Annotated in this window: 15 protein-coding genes and 2 pseudogenes; 7 read left to right on the top strand and 10 right to left on the bottom strand. The window is 46.4% G+C overall.

The genetic code is table 11. From position 1 onward, the window contains the following. Positions 1-5: 5 nt before the first annotated feature. The 4 genes from DWX23_RS01715 to DWX23_RS01700 all read right to left on the bottom strand — a co-directional run bounded on the left by DWX23_RS01715 (position 6) and on the right by DWX23_RS01700 (position 3,614). Positions 6-1,052 carry a sensor histidine kinase gene (locus DWX23_RS01715; protein WP_199673197.1) on the bottom strand — a complete coding sequence of 349 codons (1,047 nt, stop codon included), beginning with the start codon at positions 1,050-1,052 and terminating at the stop codon, positions 6-8. After that, positions 1,049-2,125, bottom strand: coding sequence for a sensor histidine kinase (locus DWX23_RS01710; RefSeq protein ID WP_122373169.1), 1,077 nt, complete (start codon positions 2,123-2,125; stop codon positions 1,049-1,051). Before DWX23_RS01710 ends, DWX23_RS01715 begins: the two co-directional genes overlap by 4 nt. 94 nt (positions 2,126-2,219) lie before the next feature. Continuing rightward, complete coding sequence (locus tag DWX23_RS01705; protein WP_122373168.1) at positions 2,220-3,122, bottom strand: DUF6268 family outer membrane beta-barrel protein; 903 nt, start codon at positions 3,120-3,122, stop codon at positions 2,220-2,222. Positions 3,123-3,431: 309 nt separating this feature from the next. After that, entirely contained in the window at positions 3,432-3,614 is a 183-nt protein-coding gene (locus DWX23_RS01700; RefSeq protein ID WP_122373167.1) for a hypothetical protein, read from the bottom strand. 444 nt (positions 3,615-4,058) lie between these two features. On the opposite strand from DWX23_RS01700, the gene DWX23_RS01695 reads away from it, so the two are divergent. Genes DWX23_RS01695 through DWX23_RS01680 form a run of 4 tightly spaced genes read left to right on the top strand, consistent with a single transcriptional unit; the run spans position 4,059 to position 7,819 of the window. Then, positions 4,059-4,463: a hypothetical protein gene (locus DWX23_RS01695; protein WP_233587460.1), complete on the top strand. Its 405-nt coding sequence runs from the start codon at positions 4,059-4,061 to the stop codon at positions 4,461-4,463. A gap of 35 nt (positions 4,464-4,498) precedes the next feature. Then, the gene (locus tag DWX23_RS01690) at positions 4,499-5,152 is read left to right on the top strand and encodes a DUF3575 domain-containing protein (protein WP_229801049.1); all 654 of its coding nucleotides are present in this window, start codon (positions 4,499-4,501) and stop codon (positions 5,150-5,152) included. 6 nt (positions 5,153-5,158) lie between these two features. Next, complete coding sequence (locus tag DWX23_RS01685) at positions 5,159-6,184, top strand: DUF6562 domain-containing protein (protein WP_122373166.1); 1,026 nt, start codon at positions 5,159-5,161, stop codon at positions 6,182-6,184. A gap of 45 nt (positions 6,185-6,229) precedes the next feature. Next, entirely contained in the window at positions 6,230-7,819 is a 1,590-nt protein-coding gene (locus DWX23_RS01680; RefSeq protein WP_158607038.1) for a DUF6562 domain-containing protein, read from the top strand. A 108-nt stretch (positions 7,820-7,927) separates the two neighbouring features. Here DWX23_RS01680 and pgl read toward each other — a convergent pair whose 3' ends face one another. Genes pgl through DWX23_RS01660 form a run of 4 tightly spaced genes read right to left on the bottom strand, consistent with a single transcriptional unit; the run spans position 7,928 to position 13,018 of the window. Next, a complete protein-coding gene (gene pgl, locus DWX23_RS01675; protein ID WP_122373164.1) occupies positions 7,928-8,629 on the bottom strand; it encodes a 6-phosphogluconolactonase in 702 nt (233 codons plus the stop codon). Between the two features lie 46 nt (positions 8,630-8,675). Next, the gene (zwf, locus tag DWX23_RS01670) at positions 8,676-10,145 is read right to left on the bottom strand and encodes a glucose-6-phosphate dehydrogenase (RefSeq protein ID WP_122373163.1); all 1,470 of its coding nucleotides are present in this window, start codon (positions 10,143-10,145) and stop codon (positions 8,676-8,678) included. 18 nt (positions 10,146-10,163) lie between these two features. Continuing rightward, positions 10,164-11,618: a decarboxylating NADP(+)-dependent phosphogluconate dehydrogenase gene (gene gnd, locus DWX23_RS01665; protein ID WP_122373162.1), complete on the bottom strand. Its 1,455-nt coding sequence runs from the start codon at positions 11,616-11,618 to the stop codon at positions 10,164-10,166. Between the two features lie 23 nt (positions 11,619-11,641). Then, the gene (locus DWX23_RS01660) at positions 11,642-13,018 is read right to left on the bottom strand and encodes an FAD-dependent oxidoreductase (protein WP_122373161.1); all 1,377 of its coding nucleotides are present in this window, start codon (positions 13,016-13,018) and stop codon (positions 11,642-11,644) included. A 488-nt stretch (positions 13,019-13,506) separates the two neighbouring features. Here DWX23_RS01660 and DWX23_RS01655 point away from each other — a divergent pair, with 488 nt between their 5' ends. Then, positions 13,507-13,938 (top strand): transposase, encoded by a 432-nt coding sequence (locus DWX23_RS01655; RefSeq protein WP_122373160.1) that lies wholly within the window; start codon positions 13,507-13,509, stop codon positions 13,936-13,938. Between the two features lie 244 nt (positions 13,939-14,182). Here the strand turns inward: DWX23_RS01655 and DWX23_RS01650 are convergent, their stop codons facing one another. Both DWX23_RS01650 and DWX23_RS01645 read right to left on the bottom strand, forming a co-directional pair. Continuing rightward, entirely contained in the window at positions 14,183-15,028 is an 846-nt protein-coding gene (locus DWX23_RS01650; protein WP_122354486.1) for a helix-turn-helix transcriptional regulator, read from the bottom strand. Between the two features lie 15 nt (positions 15,029-15,043). Then, positions 15,044-15,850: a helix-turn-helix domain-containing protein gene (locus tag DWX23_RS01645; protein WP_122373476.1), complete on the bottom strand. Its 807-nt coding sequence runs from the start codon at positions 15,848-15,850 to the stop codon at positions 15,044-15,046. Between the two features lie 443 nt (positions 15,851-16,293). Between DWX23_RS01645 and DWX23_RS01635 the strand changes: the two are divergent. Beyond that, positions 16,294-16,795 (top strand): annotated as a pseudogene (locus DWX23_RS01635) (ORF6N domain-containing protein). Positions 16,796-16,847: 52 nt separating this feature from the next. Beyond that, positions 16,848-17,189 (top strand): annotated as a pseudogene (locus tag DWX23_RS25250) (DUF3987 domain-containing protein); the annotation flags it as partial. Positions 17,190-17,227 lie beyond the last annotated feature (38 nt).

Genomic DNA, 17,227 nt, shown 5'->3' with positions numbered 1-17,227 from the left:
ATTATCTATTTTAGTTTTAAACGGAGATTTATTGTATATGTTATATCGGTTTCATCTATTTCCAGAGAACAATCCGTATCGTACATAAGTTGCAGGCGACGGCGGATATTGGCAAGCCCTATCCCACCGTCTGCCGCCTTTTCTTTCTGTTCCGTCGGTTTGGAGTTGAGACAGATAAAGATGAGTGTAGCTTCCTCCACCTTGAAATAAAGATGCACATAAGACAGCTTCTCATTATCGTTATTATGTTTCACGGCATTCTCTACAAAGGGGATGAACAATAAAGGAGGAACGGTTATATCCGCAATCTCCCCTTCCGTCGAGATGATAAAGTCGAAATTATCACGCCGTATCTTTTCCAGATTGAGATAGTCGTTCAGGAAATGGATGTCGTCTGCCAGGAATACCTTCTCTGAAGTGCTGTCCTTTAACTGGTATTTCAGTAGATCTTTCAGCTTGGACAGGACATGCACTGCCTCCACCGGGTTTTCCCGGATCAGGACATTCGCATTATTCAGCATATTGAACAGGAAATGCGGATTGATCTGATTCTTTAACTGTTCCAGTTCCGACTGCATCGTCGCATTCTTCAATTCGTCGATCCGCTGTCCGTATTTTACATAATCCTGGAAGACGATCACAGCCGAAGCACCGGCAATGATCAGGCACAATTGAATAATGGACGAGATGAAAAAGAAAGCAGCCAACCAGAATTGGAACAACTCATATTCTTCCTCAATCGCTTCTTTCCGCAATATATAGGAGAACAAAAGTGCCAAAAGAATCACCAACACAACAGAAATTACATAAGTTCCAACCTTATTTTTCAGCAATAAACGGGGTGTGAGGACAAATACGCTCAAATAGATCGGGACAAGCAACAAGGCACTCTGAATGATATTGCTTACCAAGAAGCGGCTGTCTTCTATTACATCGACATAAAAATTCACAGACAGAATGATTATGCTCAGAACGAACAACAGGAAATGCCGGCAAATCCTGTAACGAGGATCGACCAGTAAGCGTAACAGAAAACCAGATGTATTCTTCATAGCTTTATATACAAATTCGTTCTACAAATAGTTCCCTCATCCACCGTATCCAGCGTATAGGATTCTTTAAACAACAAGCTTAAGCGATGCCTTATATCTTCCAGTTCCCAGCCTTTACCTGTTATTCCCGGAGCAAAACAGATACAGGAAAAGAATAGCTCCTTTTCCCCGGCACGGAAAGTGAAATGAATATCCATCGGTGAACTTACCGACGGCAACAGTTTCACATAATAGATAGCAAACGGGATAAATAGCAAAGGCGGCACCAGTTTACGACTAAGTTTCCCCTCCTTCGTCACTGTAAAGTTCAAGCCCGTGTAACGAACCTTCGCCAGATCAAGAAAGTTTTCGATAAATGAAATTTCAGAGATAAGCAGTACCTTCTCCCGCTTTCCGTCATACAGCTGATAACGAAGCAATTTACTCAATTTCATCAATACCATAGATGCCCGTTCAGGGGCATTGGGGGTTTGCTCTCCAGCTTCGTCAAGCATATTGAAAAGGAACTCCGGATTTATCTGATCCTTCAAAGATTCCAGTTCCGTCTTCAGGTTCTCCTTCTCCAGTTCGTTCTTCCGTTTGCTGAACTGCATCCAACGGCGCAGCAAAATCGTAATGGATGTCCCGGCAATCAGAAGTGCATACAGGAAGAAGTTTCCGGCTATTTCTATTGCCGGTATCCGGTCTTTATAGAAATAAGAATAATGTGTCGGTTCCTGGTCGTAATACCGTGTTACTCCATAATCAGCCCCCAAAGAGATCAGTATCATCAGGAAGATGAGCAGAGAGACAGTAATCGTGTAAAGCACATACCGGTTCTTAAGTAGCAGCTCCGGCAACAAAACATACAGATGCAGATAAACTCCTCCCAGATAAGAAACAAGTAATGCCAGACTAATATACCAAACCATATGATCCACCTGATCCAGAAAAACCGCGCAGGTAAGAAAAGGCAGATTGAACGACACGAAAACGAAAAACAGTATAAGCAGCAAATGTCTCGCTACCCTGTATTTCCTGTCGATCAGAAAATTGATCATAAAACTATTATAGGTCCCTTCCGACTTCGGCATAACACGAACTTAATTTATATATGAGAAGTAAAGGTGGTACATTTCCCGGTAATAACAAAACGATACCACCCGGTTTATCAGAAACGTCATCGACTTAGAAACCATATTTCAAGGCTAGACTTGCATAAAAGGAAGGCATGAAATGCGGATCATATTCGTCTCCTTTGAAGAATGCTTTCAATGTCCGGTCACTATAATAAGCGGCACGGTAAGCCGACACTCCGACCGTTAGCGGGATGGAGAACGATTTCGACAAGACCAGTTCGGGTTGAAGTCCGCAGACGACATACTGCTGCGTAAATATCTGATCTTTCTCGCCATGCTCCACCAAAGCCATCATTCCGCCCATCGAAGCGACTAGCTTTAGGCGCATCAACTTGTGCAGCTGGATACCGCCCGACAGCTCGATCCCGTCCATCATCGAGACATTCACCATATAACGTCCCTCGATCCGCCAATCCACGAAAGCTGCCGGAAAGACCATCGGATAACCGAACGTCGTATTCAACGCTAGTCCCATCCCCACATCGAGGTTCTCCCGCAGATGCCAGATCGCAGCAGCCATGCCTATTCCCATAAGATTATTGAAACGGATATACGACAGGTTGGGCGTATCCATGAATGTCCCCACCCCGACACTTGCCAGCAGCGACCATTTTTTATTCAACGGGCGGATATATGACACTGCCAGTTGGGCATTGAATATCTCTTTTAGATCGACATACCCCGCCAGGTTCTTGTTATTCATCGATGCGTACGTTGCGCCCACTCCCACCATCCAGGCGGTCGGATGGTTATTTTCATCCATCTTCATAGACAGGGGAATATTCACGCCTCCCTGTATCACTTTCATATCCCCTTTGCCGCCAACCTTTTGGTTATCCGCATCGCGGAAGCCGGAAGAGCCGATATACTCAGTCTTCAGCCAAACCTGGGCATTTACACCCTGACATACAGAAACAAACAGTAAAATCATCCACAACCATGCAGTCTTCATACCTTATTCACTTTAAGTTTACAGTTTAATACGCTGCAAAACTATTCGAACAAAGCATGGCGTTGCAGATTAATAGACAAACACGGGGATAATAATAGACCAAACGCAGGTTTCAGTATATAACGGACTACAAAGTCACTCCTTAAATTCGGATACACGCTAGGCTATATGAAAGGAAAGAATAAAAAAATCCCAGGAAAGATCAGAGCTTCGTTTTTTTAAAAGGGGATACATCCTGTAATTAAAAGGGGTACATGTGTTTGCGTAAGAACAAGCTCTTAGTGCGCGATCTTTCCCGGAATTAGTATGTCAGGGGACGTCATTTTCTTCGTTCAGGTCATCAGCTTCCTGATTGCCGCCCTCTATTGTTTCCGTAACGTCTTTAATATCACCTGCTGTATAGGTGTTAGACAGGACAGAGGCATCCGAAGCCATCGCTTCGTCGGTCAGATCCGAGCTCTCGTCCCACAGTGTTTGCATTATCTTCGTCATAACCGTTGATTTTATTGTTGATACACTATTCTAACAGCCTGTAGACGATAATTGTTGTCGGTAGAACGATGTTTTTTTAATTCTTTTACAGATAAACCGTTTTTATGGTTAAAAGGGAAGGACATAGTTCGTATAGAACTAGGTTAATTATGCTTTCAAAGGTATGAAATAAATCAACACAACCTCTACAAAGCCGTTAATTTATAAAGCAAGTATGTGTTTTTGCAAAGAATAGACCTTTTATGTCAGGAAAGCGGAATTGTATCGGGTACCAATACGATAATTGCCAAAAACTTAATTTTATATAAACCCAGTAGGTACTTTATGTTTTTGGAGGTGGTAAAAAAAGGATCAACACATTTTTTAGTATGTTTTTCATTTCAAAACGCACGCCTATTTTTATTAAGACATAGTTCTATACGAACTAATTAAATCTCAAAGATTATGGCTACAAATGAACCAAAGAAACGTAGCATCACCGGCAACCTCGTCGCTAACATGCTGACAGAGTGTGAAGACGACTTCACATTGAATATTACCTACGTGGCACGCCGCTTTATCGACAACCTTTGTCAGATCGCCGCCAAAGGTAAAAGTAAATTCACTGCTTCCGAATTGAGAACCACCTACAACGATCTGATGGACGTTGCAAAGGATAAGTTATACTCTGCTTCTACCGTAGAATTTGGTTTTGTAACCAACTCACTCGGTGTTGACGGTGCCTTTATAGGACCGAAGGCTAAATCGATCCTACGAAGAATAAAATCAACATTCGTGTTATCCCACTCACCTCCAACAATCATCACCGCATCCGACACCCAGATACGCTCACATCCGGTCTCCGGATAAACGATTCCCTTTATTCAAACACACTACGTATATATATGGCAACACGACTTATTCCATCCCAAACACTCCGCAACATCATCTCCGCACTATTTTCCGCTTGTATGATCTTCATCACGACAATAGCAAACGCTCTGCCTCCATCCGACAAAGCGATTGGCAATATCTCTCCTACTGCTCCGGTTCCTACGGCGAATAGATACCTTGCCGTAAAAACCAACCTGGCAGCTTGGGCAGGAACGATTATGAACATGGCGGCAGACGTGCAAATCACGAAACATGTTTCCGTAGAATTACCCGTATTATGGTGTCCGTGGCATATCGGTAGCCAGCATGCTGTAAAAACCTTTGTCATCCAACCTGAAGGGCGTTACTGGCTTTCCAAGCCTGGCAGAGGACACTTCTTCGGTATTCATGCGCACATGGGCTGGTTCAATGTCCGGTGGAACCGCGACCGCTATCAGGATACCGATCGTCCGTTCGTGGGTGCAGGCATCAGTTACGGTTATCTGTTGCCGTTCAATGAACATTGGGCAGGAGAATTTACCCTCGGCGCCGGTTATGCCAACATGAAATACGACACCTATTATAATATAGACAACGGCGCATGCATCGACACGCACACCCGGAACTATTGGGGCATCACACGTGTAGGTCTGTCGATTGTCTACCGGTTCAACTTAAAAAAGTAAGCGACCATGAAGAAACAATATTCCATCCTGTTGTTCATGTTACTCTCCATGCTGGGCAGCTGCGTACACGATTATCCCACGATAACCGAAGAAGGTGAAGAGGGTATCGACCCCACACTGGTACAAATCAACACAGAAGTGACACTCGACCTCGAACTCGTTCCGCTCGAAATCATCACACAAAAGAACGTCCGGACCGGAACCACGAAAGCTACTTCCGATTACCGACGCCGCTTCATCATCGAAGCCCGGAGAGACGGACATGCCGAAACACGCCAAGTAACGATACTGGATGAAGCCGAAACTGAAAACAAACAAATCTCCCTTCCTATCAATCTCCGCCTGCATGCCGTGGAGTACACTCTCGCCGTATGGACCGACTACGTGAAAGCAAACTCAGGCACCGACCTGTATTACGACACGGAGGATTTACAATACGTAGGTTGTACCGTTCCCTATACAGGTAGCACCGACTACCGGGATTGCCTCTACGGAACTACACCACTCGACCTGCGTCCCTACCGGGATGAATGGAACGCTAAAGTGCAGGTATCGGTGGATATGGTCCGTCCGCTGGCAAAATATGAACTGATCGCTACGGACGTAAAGGACTTTCTGCGCAAGACCCGCAAACAACGGTCCGGAGGCAAAGCCTTCAACGTCACATTCGCTTACGGCTTCTATCTGCCAACCGTATTCAACGTCCTGTCGGGTAAGCCTGCCGATTCGCAGACGGGAGTGCAATACACCGTCCCGCTCACTATTCCCACGGACGGCGCAGAGGAATGTAGTATCGGGACAGACTACATATTTGTGAACGGCATGGAATCGTTCGTCCAGCTCTCGATAGAGATACAGGATGAAAGAGGTACGGTCGTCGCACGCACTACCGGCCTCGAAGTGCCCTACTGCCGTGGACATCTCACCACTGTCCGTGCCCGTTTCCTCACCAACGAGATGCAAGGAGGCGTGGATATTGACGATGATTTTGAAGGAAATATAGACATAGACCTCGACGGTCTGCTCAAATGATCGACGAACAAAATATAATAATTAAACATCAAAATGTTAGAAACAATGAAGAAGAACAATCTTTATCTTTGGTTAATCACCCTTCTGGGATTGATAACCTCGTGCAGCCAGGACGAACCCGCCAATGTGCTGCAAACCAATAATCCGGGCAGTCGGGTGAGCCTTACCGCGTCGTTGCCTGCTGATTTTGCAAAGGTTGAAACACGTACCGTGCCCTCTGCACCGGCAAATCATCAACTGCGTTGCGTGCTCGAAGTGTGGGATGAGGATCTTACCGTACTCAAAGTGCGTCAGGAAATGTGCACCACCGGAACAAGCGATCTCACTTTCGAATTCGAACTGACTAATTCCGGGAACTACAAGGCGTTGCTTTGGGCAGATTATATGGACGCCACCGCATCTTCCTCACCTGTTACCATTGCCGGACTGAACAGTGTAGCACATTATCCCGACAAATATTATACAACAGATGGCTCCACAGGATTACAAGCCGTAGAGATGAAACAAGGAAGCACAACTCCCGCAGACTGCGACGCTTTTTATGCCTCCAAAAACTTCACCAAAGAGGCTAGCGCCCTGAATGACCTGAAAGTAACTCTCACGCGTCCGCTCACCAAGCTGACCATTGCGGAAAAGGATGCCACAAACTTCGGTTACTTCAATAGCATGAATATCACATTCTCCGTTCCCAGCTTGCTGAATGTGGCCACCGGTACTGTCTCCGGATCAAAGAACTGGGAAGTAAAAGGCAACGCAAACGAATTTGATAACGGCAAGGATATCACCATCAAGAGTTCTTCCTGCAAAACGATCTTTTCCCAATATTTCTTTGCCGAAGCGGACGGTACGATAGGTGAAATCACAATGGAGTTTACAGCGACAACGGCAAGCGGTAAGAAACTGAAGACGATTACCCTACCTGCCGGAATCCCAGCCAAACGCAACTATTGCGTCAATGCTGCCGGAAGCCTGCTGGTTATCGAAGACGAGCCTTCAACTGTCACGAAAATAACAGTGGATATCGATAAAGACTGGACGAGCGAACAGGAAGATACAGATGTGGACCCGAAGGTTGGCGACTGCTATTACTCGGATAATACCTGGTCAACCACGATAGACAAGAGCAAAACGGCTATCGGTGTCGTGTACTGGATAGATCCTACAAACAAGATCAAAGGTAAGATCATGGCGAAAGATTATGTTACAGCTCAGGTATGGGGACCTGTGGGTGTTGATGAATCAGCAGTCGGAGCCATCGGACAAAGTATCCGCAACGAAACGGACGGATCGCTGGGAACCCAGAAACTGCTCACTCAATATGGAAGTAATGCTGACTTTAAAACGAAATATGAAGTGTTTAACCAGGCATATGAAGCAAACGGCAGTGATAATAGTCCCTGGTATATTCCTTCAAAGAATGAGTTAGCGGAACTTTATACGATATATACAAATAATAATAAAATATTGGATAACACGCTGACCTCAATAGGAGGACGCGCATTCAAACTCAATACCCATTGGAGCTCCACGGAGAACGATGCCAATACAGCTTTTACCATAGCCTTTGACGATGGTACTCTAAGCAGCAGAACAAAAAGCAACAATCAAAGCGTGCGTTGCATCCGAGCATTTTAACATTCCAGTCAAGAGCTATTAACCCGACAAAAGAGATGCATCGAAAGCCTAAAAAGCTTTTCGGTGCACCTCTTTCTATATATAAAGTCAAGGACTTCTATCCTTTCATCACAATGTCGTATAAACGATCGAATCTACCGCATGCGACAGGATATAAGCAGCCGGTGTTGCATTCGTAGCCGAATACCCCTGCTTCAACTCCTCTATCGCAGCCGCCTTGCCTTTACCCAACACGGGGACAAGCAGCGGCGAACCGTTCAGGATAAGCGGACCCGTCATCGTAATACGGAACTGTCCCGATTCCGGATGCTGCGATACGGCATAATTCCGGCTGTCCGTCAGCAACGGCAGATTATCCGGGAAGATGGATGCCGTATGCGAATCGCCTCCTATCCCCAGGATGATACAATCGAAATACGGGAACTGCCCGTGACGAGGCAGATATTCCTTCACGATACGCGAATAACGCATTGCCTCCGTGCCGGGTTCTCCTTCACCGTGGATCCGGTGAATATGATCTTTAGGTATCTGCAGGGGTTCGAACAATAACTTGTTCGCATGCCCGAAATTACTCTCCGCATCTGTCGGCGGCACACAACGCTCGTCCACCCAGAAGAAACGCATGTTCTCCCAGTCGATCTTATCTTTATACTCATCCGCCCATAGAGCAAACATCTGTTTGGCTGTCTCGCCACCCGACAAAGCCAGGTTGAACGGCGTCTGCTCTTCTTTACGGGCCATATAATCCATCAATTGGCTGGTCAAAGCCCGCAAAGCCTCCTTGTTGTCTTTGTAATTCTCTATTTTCATATGTTTCTCATTTGAGGGGGCGATTCACGAACTGCCCCTACGTTGTTTAACCGCAGGAATCGCAGGAGTCTCCTGCTGAGTCTGCGCCTAACATCATTCTTTCCAATGGCCCGTTCTGCCCCGGTTCGTAGAAGAAGAGATTCTTCGAACCTTCCTCTTTCCAGTGATGCAGGATCGGGTCGATAAAGCGCCAGCTGGCTTCCAAAGCGTCGCTACGTGCATACAAGGTCGAATCGCCCAGCATGGCATCCAGCAACAGACGCTCGTAAGCATCCGGCAAATGGGTCTTTGACAGTGAATCGTAGCGGAACTCCATCCCTACCTGCTTCACTGTGAATCCGGCACCCGGCATCTTCAGGCCGAAACGCAGCGTGATGCTCTCGTCCGGCTGGATACGGATCACCAGCTTGTTACATGAACTGCCCGAGCATTGTCCGGCAAAAAGCTGATGGGGTGTCGATTTGAAATGGATAACGATCTCCGACGACTTCTCCGGCAGTTTCTTCCCCGTAAAGAAGTAGAACGGCACACCGCTCCAACGCCAGTTGTCGATGAAGAACTTCATGCCGACATAGGTTTCCGTATTCGAATCCGGCGCGACATTCTTCTCTTCACGATAGCCGTCGTACTGCCCGCGGACCACCTGTTCGTTGATCTCGCGGATCGTATAAGGACGGATGGCACGGAAGACCTTCACGATCTCGTCGCGGATAGGTTCAGGATCGAACACGGCGGGCGATTCCATAGCGGCAAACGCCATCAGCTGCATGAGGTGATTCTGAATCATATCACGCAGGGCCCCTGCCCCGTCATAGTATTTACCGCGGTTCTCCACGCCCAATGTTTCGGATGCGCTGATCTCCACCGAATCGACATAATTACGGTTCCATAACGGTTCGAAAATACCGTTGGAGAAACGGAGTACCAGGATGTTCTGCACCGTCTCCTTACCCAGGTAATGGTCGATACGGTAAATCTCGTTCTCGTCGAAGATGCGGCAGAGATGCTTGTTCAGCTCCTGCGCCGTCTCCAGGCTTGTACCGAAAGGCTTCTCGACGATCACGCGACGCCAGCCGTCTTCCGATTCCGCCACGTTCATGCCGTTTTCCTGCAGGTACTTCGGTACCAGCTCGTACATCAGCGGCGGTGTAGCCAGATAATACATGATCCTGTCCGGGATATTCTCTTGTTGCAGCAACAGATGTACACGGTCTTTCAGTTTCACATATTCGGCGGATTTGGTCGAATCGAATGCCAGGTAGAACAGTATCTGGAGGAATCTATCCAGATCTGCGCTGTTTGTTTCCTTATTTCCCCGTGCTTCCAGGATATGTTTACGTTGTTCGGCACGGAACTCATCATCCGTAAACGCTGTACGTGCAGCTCCCAGTATGGCAAAATGTTCGGGCAACATATCGCCGATGAACAATTCAAAAAGTGCGGGCAGCAACTTGCGGCCCGTCAGGTCGCCCGATGCCCCGAAAATAACAAGTAGTTGGTCGTTTGCTCTTTTCATTCTCCGGTCCTCCACTTGTTAAACTGTATAGGTTCCTGAAACCGTATTACCCCCTTCGCCCGTCCAGTTGGTGTGGAAGAAAATACCACGGTCGCGGTCTGTCCGTTCATACGTGTGAGCACCGAAATAGTCACGCTGCGCCTGTATCAGGTTGGCTGCCGAGCTCTGGGTACGCAACCCGTCGAAATAACTCAGGGCGGAACTCATGGCCGGTAGGGCGACACCGCTCAGGGCACCTTCCGCAACGACTTTACGCCAGGAAGGTAAAGCAGACTGTATCTTGGTGCGGAAGAAATCGTCGAACAACAGGTTTTCGAGTTCCGGATTCTTCCGGTAAGCCTCCGTGATCTTCTGCAGAAAGACGGAACGGATGATGCAACCCTTACGCCAGATCTGTGCGATCGTCCCGAAATCCAGTTTCCAGCCATAACGTTCGGAAGCACGGCGGATCAGGGAGAATCCCTGCGCATAAGAGATCAGCTTGGCAGCATACAATGCCTGGCGTATCTCTTCCACATACAGGTTTTCACCCAACTGCACCGGTTCCGGATACAAGCCGGAAGCCTTTTCGCGTTCGTCAGAGAGGGCGGACAGCATACGGGCGTACACGGCCTCGGTAATCAGCGTCAACGGATCGTTCTCGTCCATTGCGGCGATGGCACTCCATTTTCCCGTTCCTTTCTGGCCGGCAACGTCGAGTATCTTATCCAGCAACGGCTTGCCGTCTTCGTCGCGGAAGCGGAGTATGTTCGTGGTGATCTCGATCAGGAAACTATCCAGTTCGCCCTTGTTCCATTCTTCAAAGACGACGGACATTTCATCATTGTCCAGGCCTTTCCGGTTCTTCAACAGGGAATAGGCTTCGGAGATCAGCTGCATGTCACCGTACTCGATGCCGTTGTGCACCATCTTGACAAAGTGCCCGGCACCGCCTTCGCCGATCCATTGGCAACAAGGCTTACCGTCATCCAGCTTGGCTGCGATACTCTGTAAAATATCCTTTACGATGGGCCATGCTTCGGGAGATCCTCCGGGCATGATAGAAGGGCCGTGCAAGGCACCTTCTTCACCTCCCGAAATACCTGATCCGACAAAATACAGACCTTTGGCTTCCACCTCTTTCACACGGCGTTCCGTATCATGGAAGTCGGAGTTGCCTCCGTCGATGATCACGTCGCCGGGCGACATATGAGGCAAGAGCTGTTCGATCATTTCGTCGACCGGAGCACCGGCCTTGATCATCATCATAATGATGCGGGGACGCTTCACGGCATCCACCAGTTCTTCGATCGAATGGGTAGCGATAAAATTCTTTCCTTTTCCACGGCCGTTCACGAAGCGGTCCACCACTCCTTCTTCGCCGGGGAAACTACGGTTATATACTGCAACGGTAAAACCTTTGCTTTCCATATTTAGAGCCAGGTTCTCACCCATCACGGCGAGACCAATCAGTCCGATATCAGCTTTCTTCATGTTTTGTTCTATTTTATATTTCGTTATTTTATTAATGCAAACAAATCGTTCAACGATTCACTCATCGACGGATGCGTATAAATACTGTCCCGAAGGAATGTATAGTCTTTTCCGGCACGTATGGCCAGCGATACGGTGTTGATCACCTCGGTCGACTCGGCACAGAAAAGGGTACATCCCAGTATCTCGCCTGTTTCCGTATCGACGATCGCTTTCAGCAGTCCGTCCGTCTGTTCGAAGGTACGTGTCCGCGGGAATGCAGCAGCCGGCATCCGTGCAATGCTTATTTTCCTTCCGGAACGCAGCGCCTCTTCCTCTCCCATCCCGATGCGTGACAGCGGGGGATCGATGAATACGGAATAGGCAACCGCCACACGGTCATCCTTCGTTCGCCGTCCGTTACCGAACAGCTGGTCTTTTATCACACGATAATCGTCCAGAGAGATGTAGGTAAATTGAAGACCGCCCGTCACATCGCCCATTGCCCAGATATTCGGGACATTGGTGCGCAGATGGTCGTCCACGATGACGGCTCCCCGGTCGGAGATCTTTATCCCCGCAGCTTCCGGATGCAGGTCTGTGGTGTTCGGACGGCGTCCGGTTGCCAGCAGCACAGCGTCGGCGGGAAGTTGTACTTCGTTTCCTTCTTTCTCTTTATATGTTATAACAACTCCGGAGCCATTGTGTTCAATCGACTGTACCGAAGCGTTCAGACGGATGGTGATTCCTTTCTTTTCGAGTACCGTTTTTACCGCATCGGCAATGTCGCGGTCTTCGCGGGCAATGAACTTGTCTCCCCCTTCCAGCACGATCACTTCCGAACCGAAACCGGCAAACATGGAGGCGAATTCCAGGCCGATATAACCGCCGCCTACAATCACCAGCCGACGTGGTAGTTTGTCCAGTTCCATGATCGAGGTACTGGTGTAGACAAACGGATTTCCATCTATACCTTTGATGGGTGGGATGATGGTAGATGCTCCCGTATTGATGAATATCTTTTTACCTTCCAGGAGGAGGGTTTCGTTACCTGCTTTTACTTCTATTTCGTAAGGAGAACGGAAAGAGGCGATGCCTGTATAGACAGTCACGGTATCTTTTGAGTCGAGGTTGTCGAAATTCTTTTTACGCAGCAGCGAGGTCAGTTCCCTTTTCCCGGCAATCGCCTGGCGGAACTCTTCGGCATACTGTTCGAAGGAAGAAGGTTTGCGGTAGGAAATGACTTTCGACATATGCACCAGCCTTTTCGTCGGGATACAACCGATATTGATACAGGTTCCTCCGTACATACCGGACGAACGCTCGATAATAGCGACATTCCAGCCTCTGTTTCCCAACTCTGCGGCAAGTGTTTTACCGGCTTTACCAAACCCAATGATAATTGCATCGTACTTTTTCATCCTACAATCCTCCTCTTTTTTTAGACTAAGTTATTAACAGAACAGCTGTTTTAACCTAATTGTTCGTAAAATTTTATCTATATTCTGATAATTGTTATCTATCCCCCGCCCTAATAGCAAAGGTCGACGATACAAAAGTAGAGAATGCAGACGGTTAAGAGGATATCTATTTTTCCTGAAAAGTTGGCGATTTGGCTAAATAAGAAAAAATGTGAAACATTTTTTCAGTTGACAGTTGACAGTTGACAAGTGACAGTTGAGAGTTAGGCTTCGCTATCGAATATAGAAATAATTGAACCTATTCGAGCATAAGCGATCGTTCATAAACAAGGCTGGCTTAGTTACAGGTTCATTTGCCGTCAGTTTCAACTGACGGATAGTTAATGGATATATTATTCCTGGACTTTAGTCCCATTTCTCTTTAATAATATTACCTTTGTAAAGAATGTCGATTTAACCGGGGAAATCCCCCTTAACAAAAGAAATATATGAGCTATGTAAAAATTATCTTACACTGTGTCTGGAGTACCAGAAACCGTCAACCTTTACTGTCCGACTGCAGTCAGCGTAAAACTCTTTTTGCCCATATCTGTGCCAATGCCAAAGAGAAAGGTATATGGGTTAGTTTGGTTGGAGGTTATGTAGACCATCTACATCTTATACTCTATCTGGGAAAAGATCAAATTCCGTCTAAAGTATTACAACTCATTAAAGGTGAAGCTTCTCACTGGTTTAATAAACAATATGGGCAACGTCTGGAATGGCAGGATGATTATTTTTCTGTCTCCATCGGAGAAAGCCAGCTTGCAGCAGTTAGTAATTATATACTTAATCAGGAAGAACATCATCGTCATAAAAGCTTTCAGGAAGAGTATGAGGAGTTTATGCGTGTATATAAATTCAAGAAGAAATGTGACTAAAGTTAAAGAATAATATACACATTAACTATCCGTCAGTTAAAACTGACGGCAAATAGACCTGTAATAGCTGAGTTACTTTGATTACGGGTAGTTTATTTATTGATAAAATTTGAAGGGACCGTCTAAAAAGTATTTTTGACTCTGTTTTATTCGAATACCTATCTGAGATTGATTTCAAATATTCAATTCTCAAGGAGAATGAGTGACTTTTTAGACAACCTCTTCACATCGGATAAGACATCTACTATTCTTTAATAATCTTATTCTTCTTCCTGTACTCGGTTGCACTCATTCCGGTTGCGTTCTTGAAGAAGCGGCTGAAGGTGGCCTGGTCTTCGAAGCCCAGCATCAGGGCGATCTCTTTGGAGCTTTTGGAGGAGTAGAGTAACAGGCGTTCGGCTTCTGCCTGAATGCGGTTGTGGATGATGCGTATGGCAGAGGGTTGCTGGTAGGTGGAAAGGAGGTTTGCCAACGTCTTCGGCGATTTGTTCAGCATATCGGCATATTCCTGCACCTGCTTCTTTTCCTTGAACCAGGTATCGACCAGGACATAAAACTTACGGATCGTCTCAAACTGCATGCCGTTTTCCGTCCTCACCCCCTGCCGATTCTCCGCGATGCGTGTACATAATATAATAAAACGTTTCAGTAACACACGGAGCATTTCATCCTGCAGGTGGTCGCGGCTTTCAAACTCCTCGCGCATGATGTCCGTTAAGGTCCGGATCTTCCGCTTCTCGTCGTCGGAGAGATCGAAAATCACCACATGCGAGGAACCATGAAACAACAGTCCGTTGCACGACACCTCATGGTCATTGCCATAGATACAATAGAAATTACCATTGAACAACAGCGAGAGATATTCGCCCTCCACCCGGACAAACTCCAGATGATGCAGATGCGATAAAGTCAGCAGCTGGCCTGCTTCCAGTACGACCGACTGATGATCGACATCCAGCTCCAACCGTCCTGACAGCACCCAGATAAACTTATACAAAGACTTGTCCTTCAACAATGCCGGACTTTCATGCAACGAATCCGATAAAACGACTTTCCCTTTAATCTTGCTGTTCTCAAATGATAAATTCATACTACCCAATTTATATTACCTCCATTCGGTTGGGATCTCGCCCGTATGCCTGCGGAACCAGCGTGAAAAAGTATCGTGGTTGGCAAAGCCCAGCATCGTGGCGATCTGCGAAGGACGCAGACGGGTCTTCGATAACAGGTCTTTTGCTTCCAGCAATACGAACTCGCTGATCCACTCGGCGGCGGATATTCCGGCACCTTGTTTACACCGGATATTCAGTTCCTGCGAGGTGATCCCTAGTTTCTCCGCGTAAAAGTACGCAGGAGAATGGTGATATCTGCTAATTAAGGTCGCAAATTGTTGAAAAAAGAGTGAATTTTCTGTTTTCGGCGCGTCGATGATCGTTTTTCCCTGTTGTAAGTTTATGATTAGAGCCCGGAGCAACGATTCGACCACCTTCGCACGCATCTCTTTCATCTGTTCGATCTGCGATTCGATCAGGCGCAGATAAATCCGTGTTTCCTCGACCTCGTCCGAAGGGATATCGCGGTAGACGAGACGTTGCCGGTTGATCAGCAACTCTTCCGAAACGTAAACGATGATCCCTGTAAACCCGGTATCATGAAAAGGCTTTACCTCCGTCACATCATCGCTCGCCAGCAGAAGGAGTTGCCCGGGAGCCACTTCATACAGGTGATGCAAAGCCTTGCAACGAAAAGTACCTCCGGTACAGATCACGACCAACGTTCCCGAATCCAGCGGTAGTAATTTATCGTCTTCACCCTCTTTCACATAGAGGATCTTCAGCGAACTTTCAAGTTTCAGTTCCGGTGTCGACACGGAATTATAAAGATCCACAGGTAAGATTCTTTCTGTTTTCATCATCATGTTTTTTGTCTGTATTTTAATTTCCGGGTAAACATAAAAAGGTGTCTTTTAGTTTATTATGTTGTGTGATTTTATCTTTAGTTAAAAGAATAAGACATATTCTGTAAACAAAATCCCCGTCATGAAGAACAACGGTTCATTCTTCGTGACGGGGATGGTGGTCAGCGGAAACGTATCCTAAGGGATAGTTTCAAACAGAGGATCAGTCCGTGTTTCAGGAGACCGCACAGCAGGCGGTACAGGAGACGGATACGGGTCGGCCATGTCGGGAGTTTCGTCATCAGGTATAGATTTAAAGTGAAACAAAAAGTTAAGCAGGGCTAGGATAAATTCGATGATTCGTTTGAGTTTGGACATAATTATTACAATAAAAATAAGTTCATTTATAAAATAACATCTACATTTGTCGGAATAACAACAACTAAAAATTTATAACTATGAAAGATTTATGCATTGAAAACAAAATATTCGAATTACGCGGACAGCGCGTGATGTTGGATAGTGACCTCGCCGAATTATATGAAGTTGAAACCAAAAACCTAAATAAAGCTGTTAAACGTAATTTAGATCGTTTTCCAGCTGATTTTATGTTTCAACTGACAGAAGAGGAATTAACCAACTTGAGGTGGATCACGTTATTTGCCATACGCCTTTACAGAGCAAGGAGTTGCCATGCTTTCAGGAATATTACGTTCGTCCATAGCAGTACAAGTCAATATAAACATAATGAGAGCATTTGTCAGAGTGAGGCAATATATCGCTTCATATAAAAGCGATAATTTGGAATTGGCTGAACTACACAAGCAAATGGAACTTATCCTCTCTCGTTTAAATGAGATAAACGAAGATATAGAAAGCCTTAACAAAGACCAGATTTCAAACGAAAGTATTTTTGAAGACTTATTTCGTTCCATAGCAGATATCAACCTTCAAATCTAATTAAAACATACAAAACTCGACAGAATACCAGTAAAAGGTTACTTAAAATATATTGATAAGGATCAAAACGGATGAAGTTCAATTCAAAAGCAACACAACCGGCTACGAACATTGTGCGCGTCCGCTGATGGGTATCCTGCTCTCGGGTACTTTCGGACAGTTCACCCGTTTTATCCCTTCGGCCGACGACGGTCTTTTCAGCCGCTTCCTGGCCTACACCGTCGACAAGCCGGTGGAATGGAAAGACCTGACCGACGAAGACAATAGTCCGTCGTCGAACAACTACTACCATGATCTGGGCCTGCGCGTGCTCGATATGGGAAACTTCCTGGATAAGTATCCTACCTTCGTGTGCTACACCAAGAAGCAGCGCGACCGTATGAATGCCCGTTTCCGCTACCTTTCGGAAAATACGTACGTTTCACTCGCGTT

The sequence above is a fragment of the Parabacteroides sp. AF18-52 genome (genome assembly GCF_003479145.1).
Classification (GTDB): domain Bacteria; phylum Bacteroidota; class Bacteroidia; order Bacteroidales; family Tannerellaceae; genus Parabacteroides; species Parabacteroides faecis.
This window is presented reverse-complemented; position numbering and strand designations above follow the sequence as displayed.

Excerpts from the sequence above, each read along its gene's own strand:
- DWX23_RS01655 (WP_122373160.1), top strand. The coding sequence starts at position 13,507 with ATGAGCTATGTAAAAATTATCTTACACTGTGTCTGGAGTACCAGAAAC.
- DWX23_RS01715 (WP_199673197.1), bottom strand. The coding sequence starts at position 1,052 with ATGAAGAATACATCTGGTTTTCTGTTACGCTTACTGGTCGATCCTCGT.
- DWX23_RS01645 (WP_122373476.1), bottom strand. The coding sequence starts at position 15,850 with ATGAAAACAGAAAGAATCTTACCTGTGGATCTTTATAATTCCGTGTCG.
- DWX23_RS01680 (WP_158607038.1), top strand. The coding sequence starts at position 6,230 with ATGAAGAAGAACAATCTTTATCTTTGGTTAATCACCCTTCTGGGATTG.
- zwf (WP_122373163.1), bottom strand. The coding sequence starts at position 10,145 with ATGAAAAGAGCAAACGACCAACTACTTGTTATTTTCGGGGCATCGGGC.
- DWX23_RS01700 (WP_122373167.1), bottom strand. The coding sequence starts at position 3,614 with ATGACGAAGATAATGCAAACACTGTGGGACGAGAGCTCGGATCTGACC.
- DWX23_RS01685 (WP_122373166.1), top strand. The coding sequence starts at position 5,159 with ATGAAGAAACAATATTCCATCCTGTTGTTCATGTTACTCTCCATGCTG.
- DWX23_RS01710 (WP_122373169.1), bottom strand. The coding sequence starts at position 2,125 with ATGCCGAAGTCGGAAGGGACCTATAATAGTTTTATGATCAATTTTCTG.
- DWX23_RS01690 (WP_229801049.1), top strand. The coding sequence starts at position 4,499 with ATGGCAACACGACTTATTCCATCCCAAACACTCCGCAACATCATCTCC.
- DWX23_RS01650 (WP_122354486.1), bottom strand. The coding sequence starts at position 15,028 with ATGAATTTATCATTTGAGAACAGCAAGATTAAAGGGAAAGTCGTTTTA.
- DWX23_RS01695 (WP_233587460.1), top strand. The coding sequence starts at position 4,059 with ATGGCTACAAATGAACCAAAGAAACGTAGCATCACCGGCAACCTCGTC.
- pgl (WP_122373164.1), bottom strand. The coding sequence starts at position 8,629 with ATGAAAATAGAGAATTACAAAGACAACAAGGAGGCTTTGCGGGCTTTG.
- DWX23_RS01660 (WP_122373161.1), bottom strand. The coding sequence starts at position 13,018 with ATGAAAAAGTACGATGCAATTATCATTGGGTTTGGTAAAGCCGGTAAA.
- DWX23_RS01705 (WP_122373168.1), bottom strand. The coding sequence starts at position 3,122 with ATGAAGACTGCATGGTTGTGGATGATTTTACTGTTTGTTTCTGTATGT.
- gnd (WP_122373162.1), bottom strand. The coding sequence starts at position 11,618 with ATGAAGAAAGCTGATATCGGACTGATTGGTCTCGCCGTGATGGGTGAG.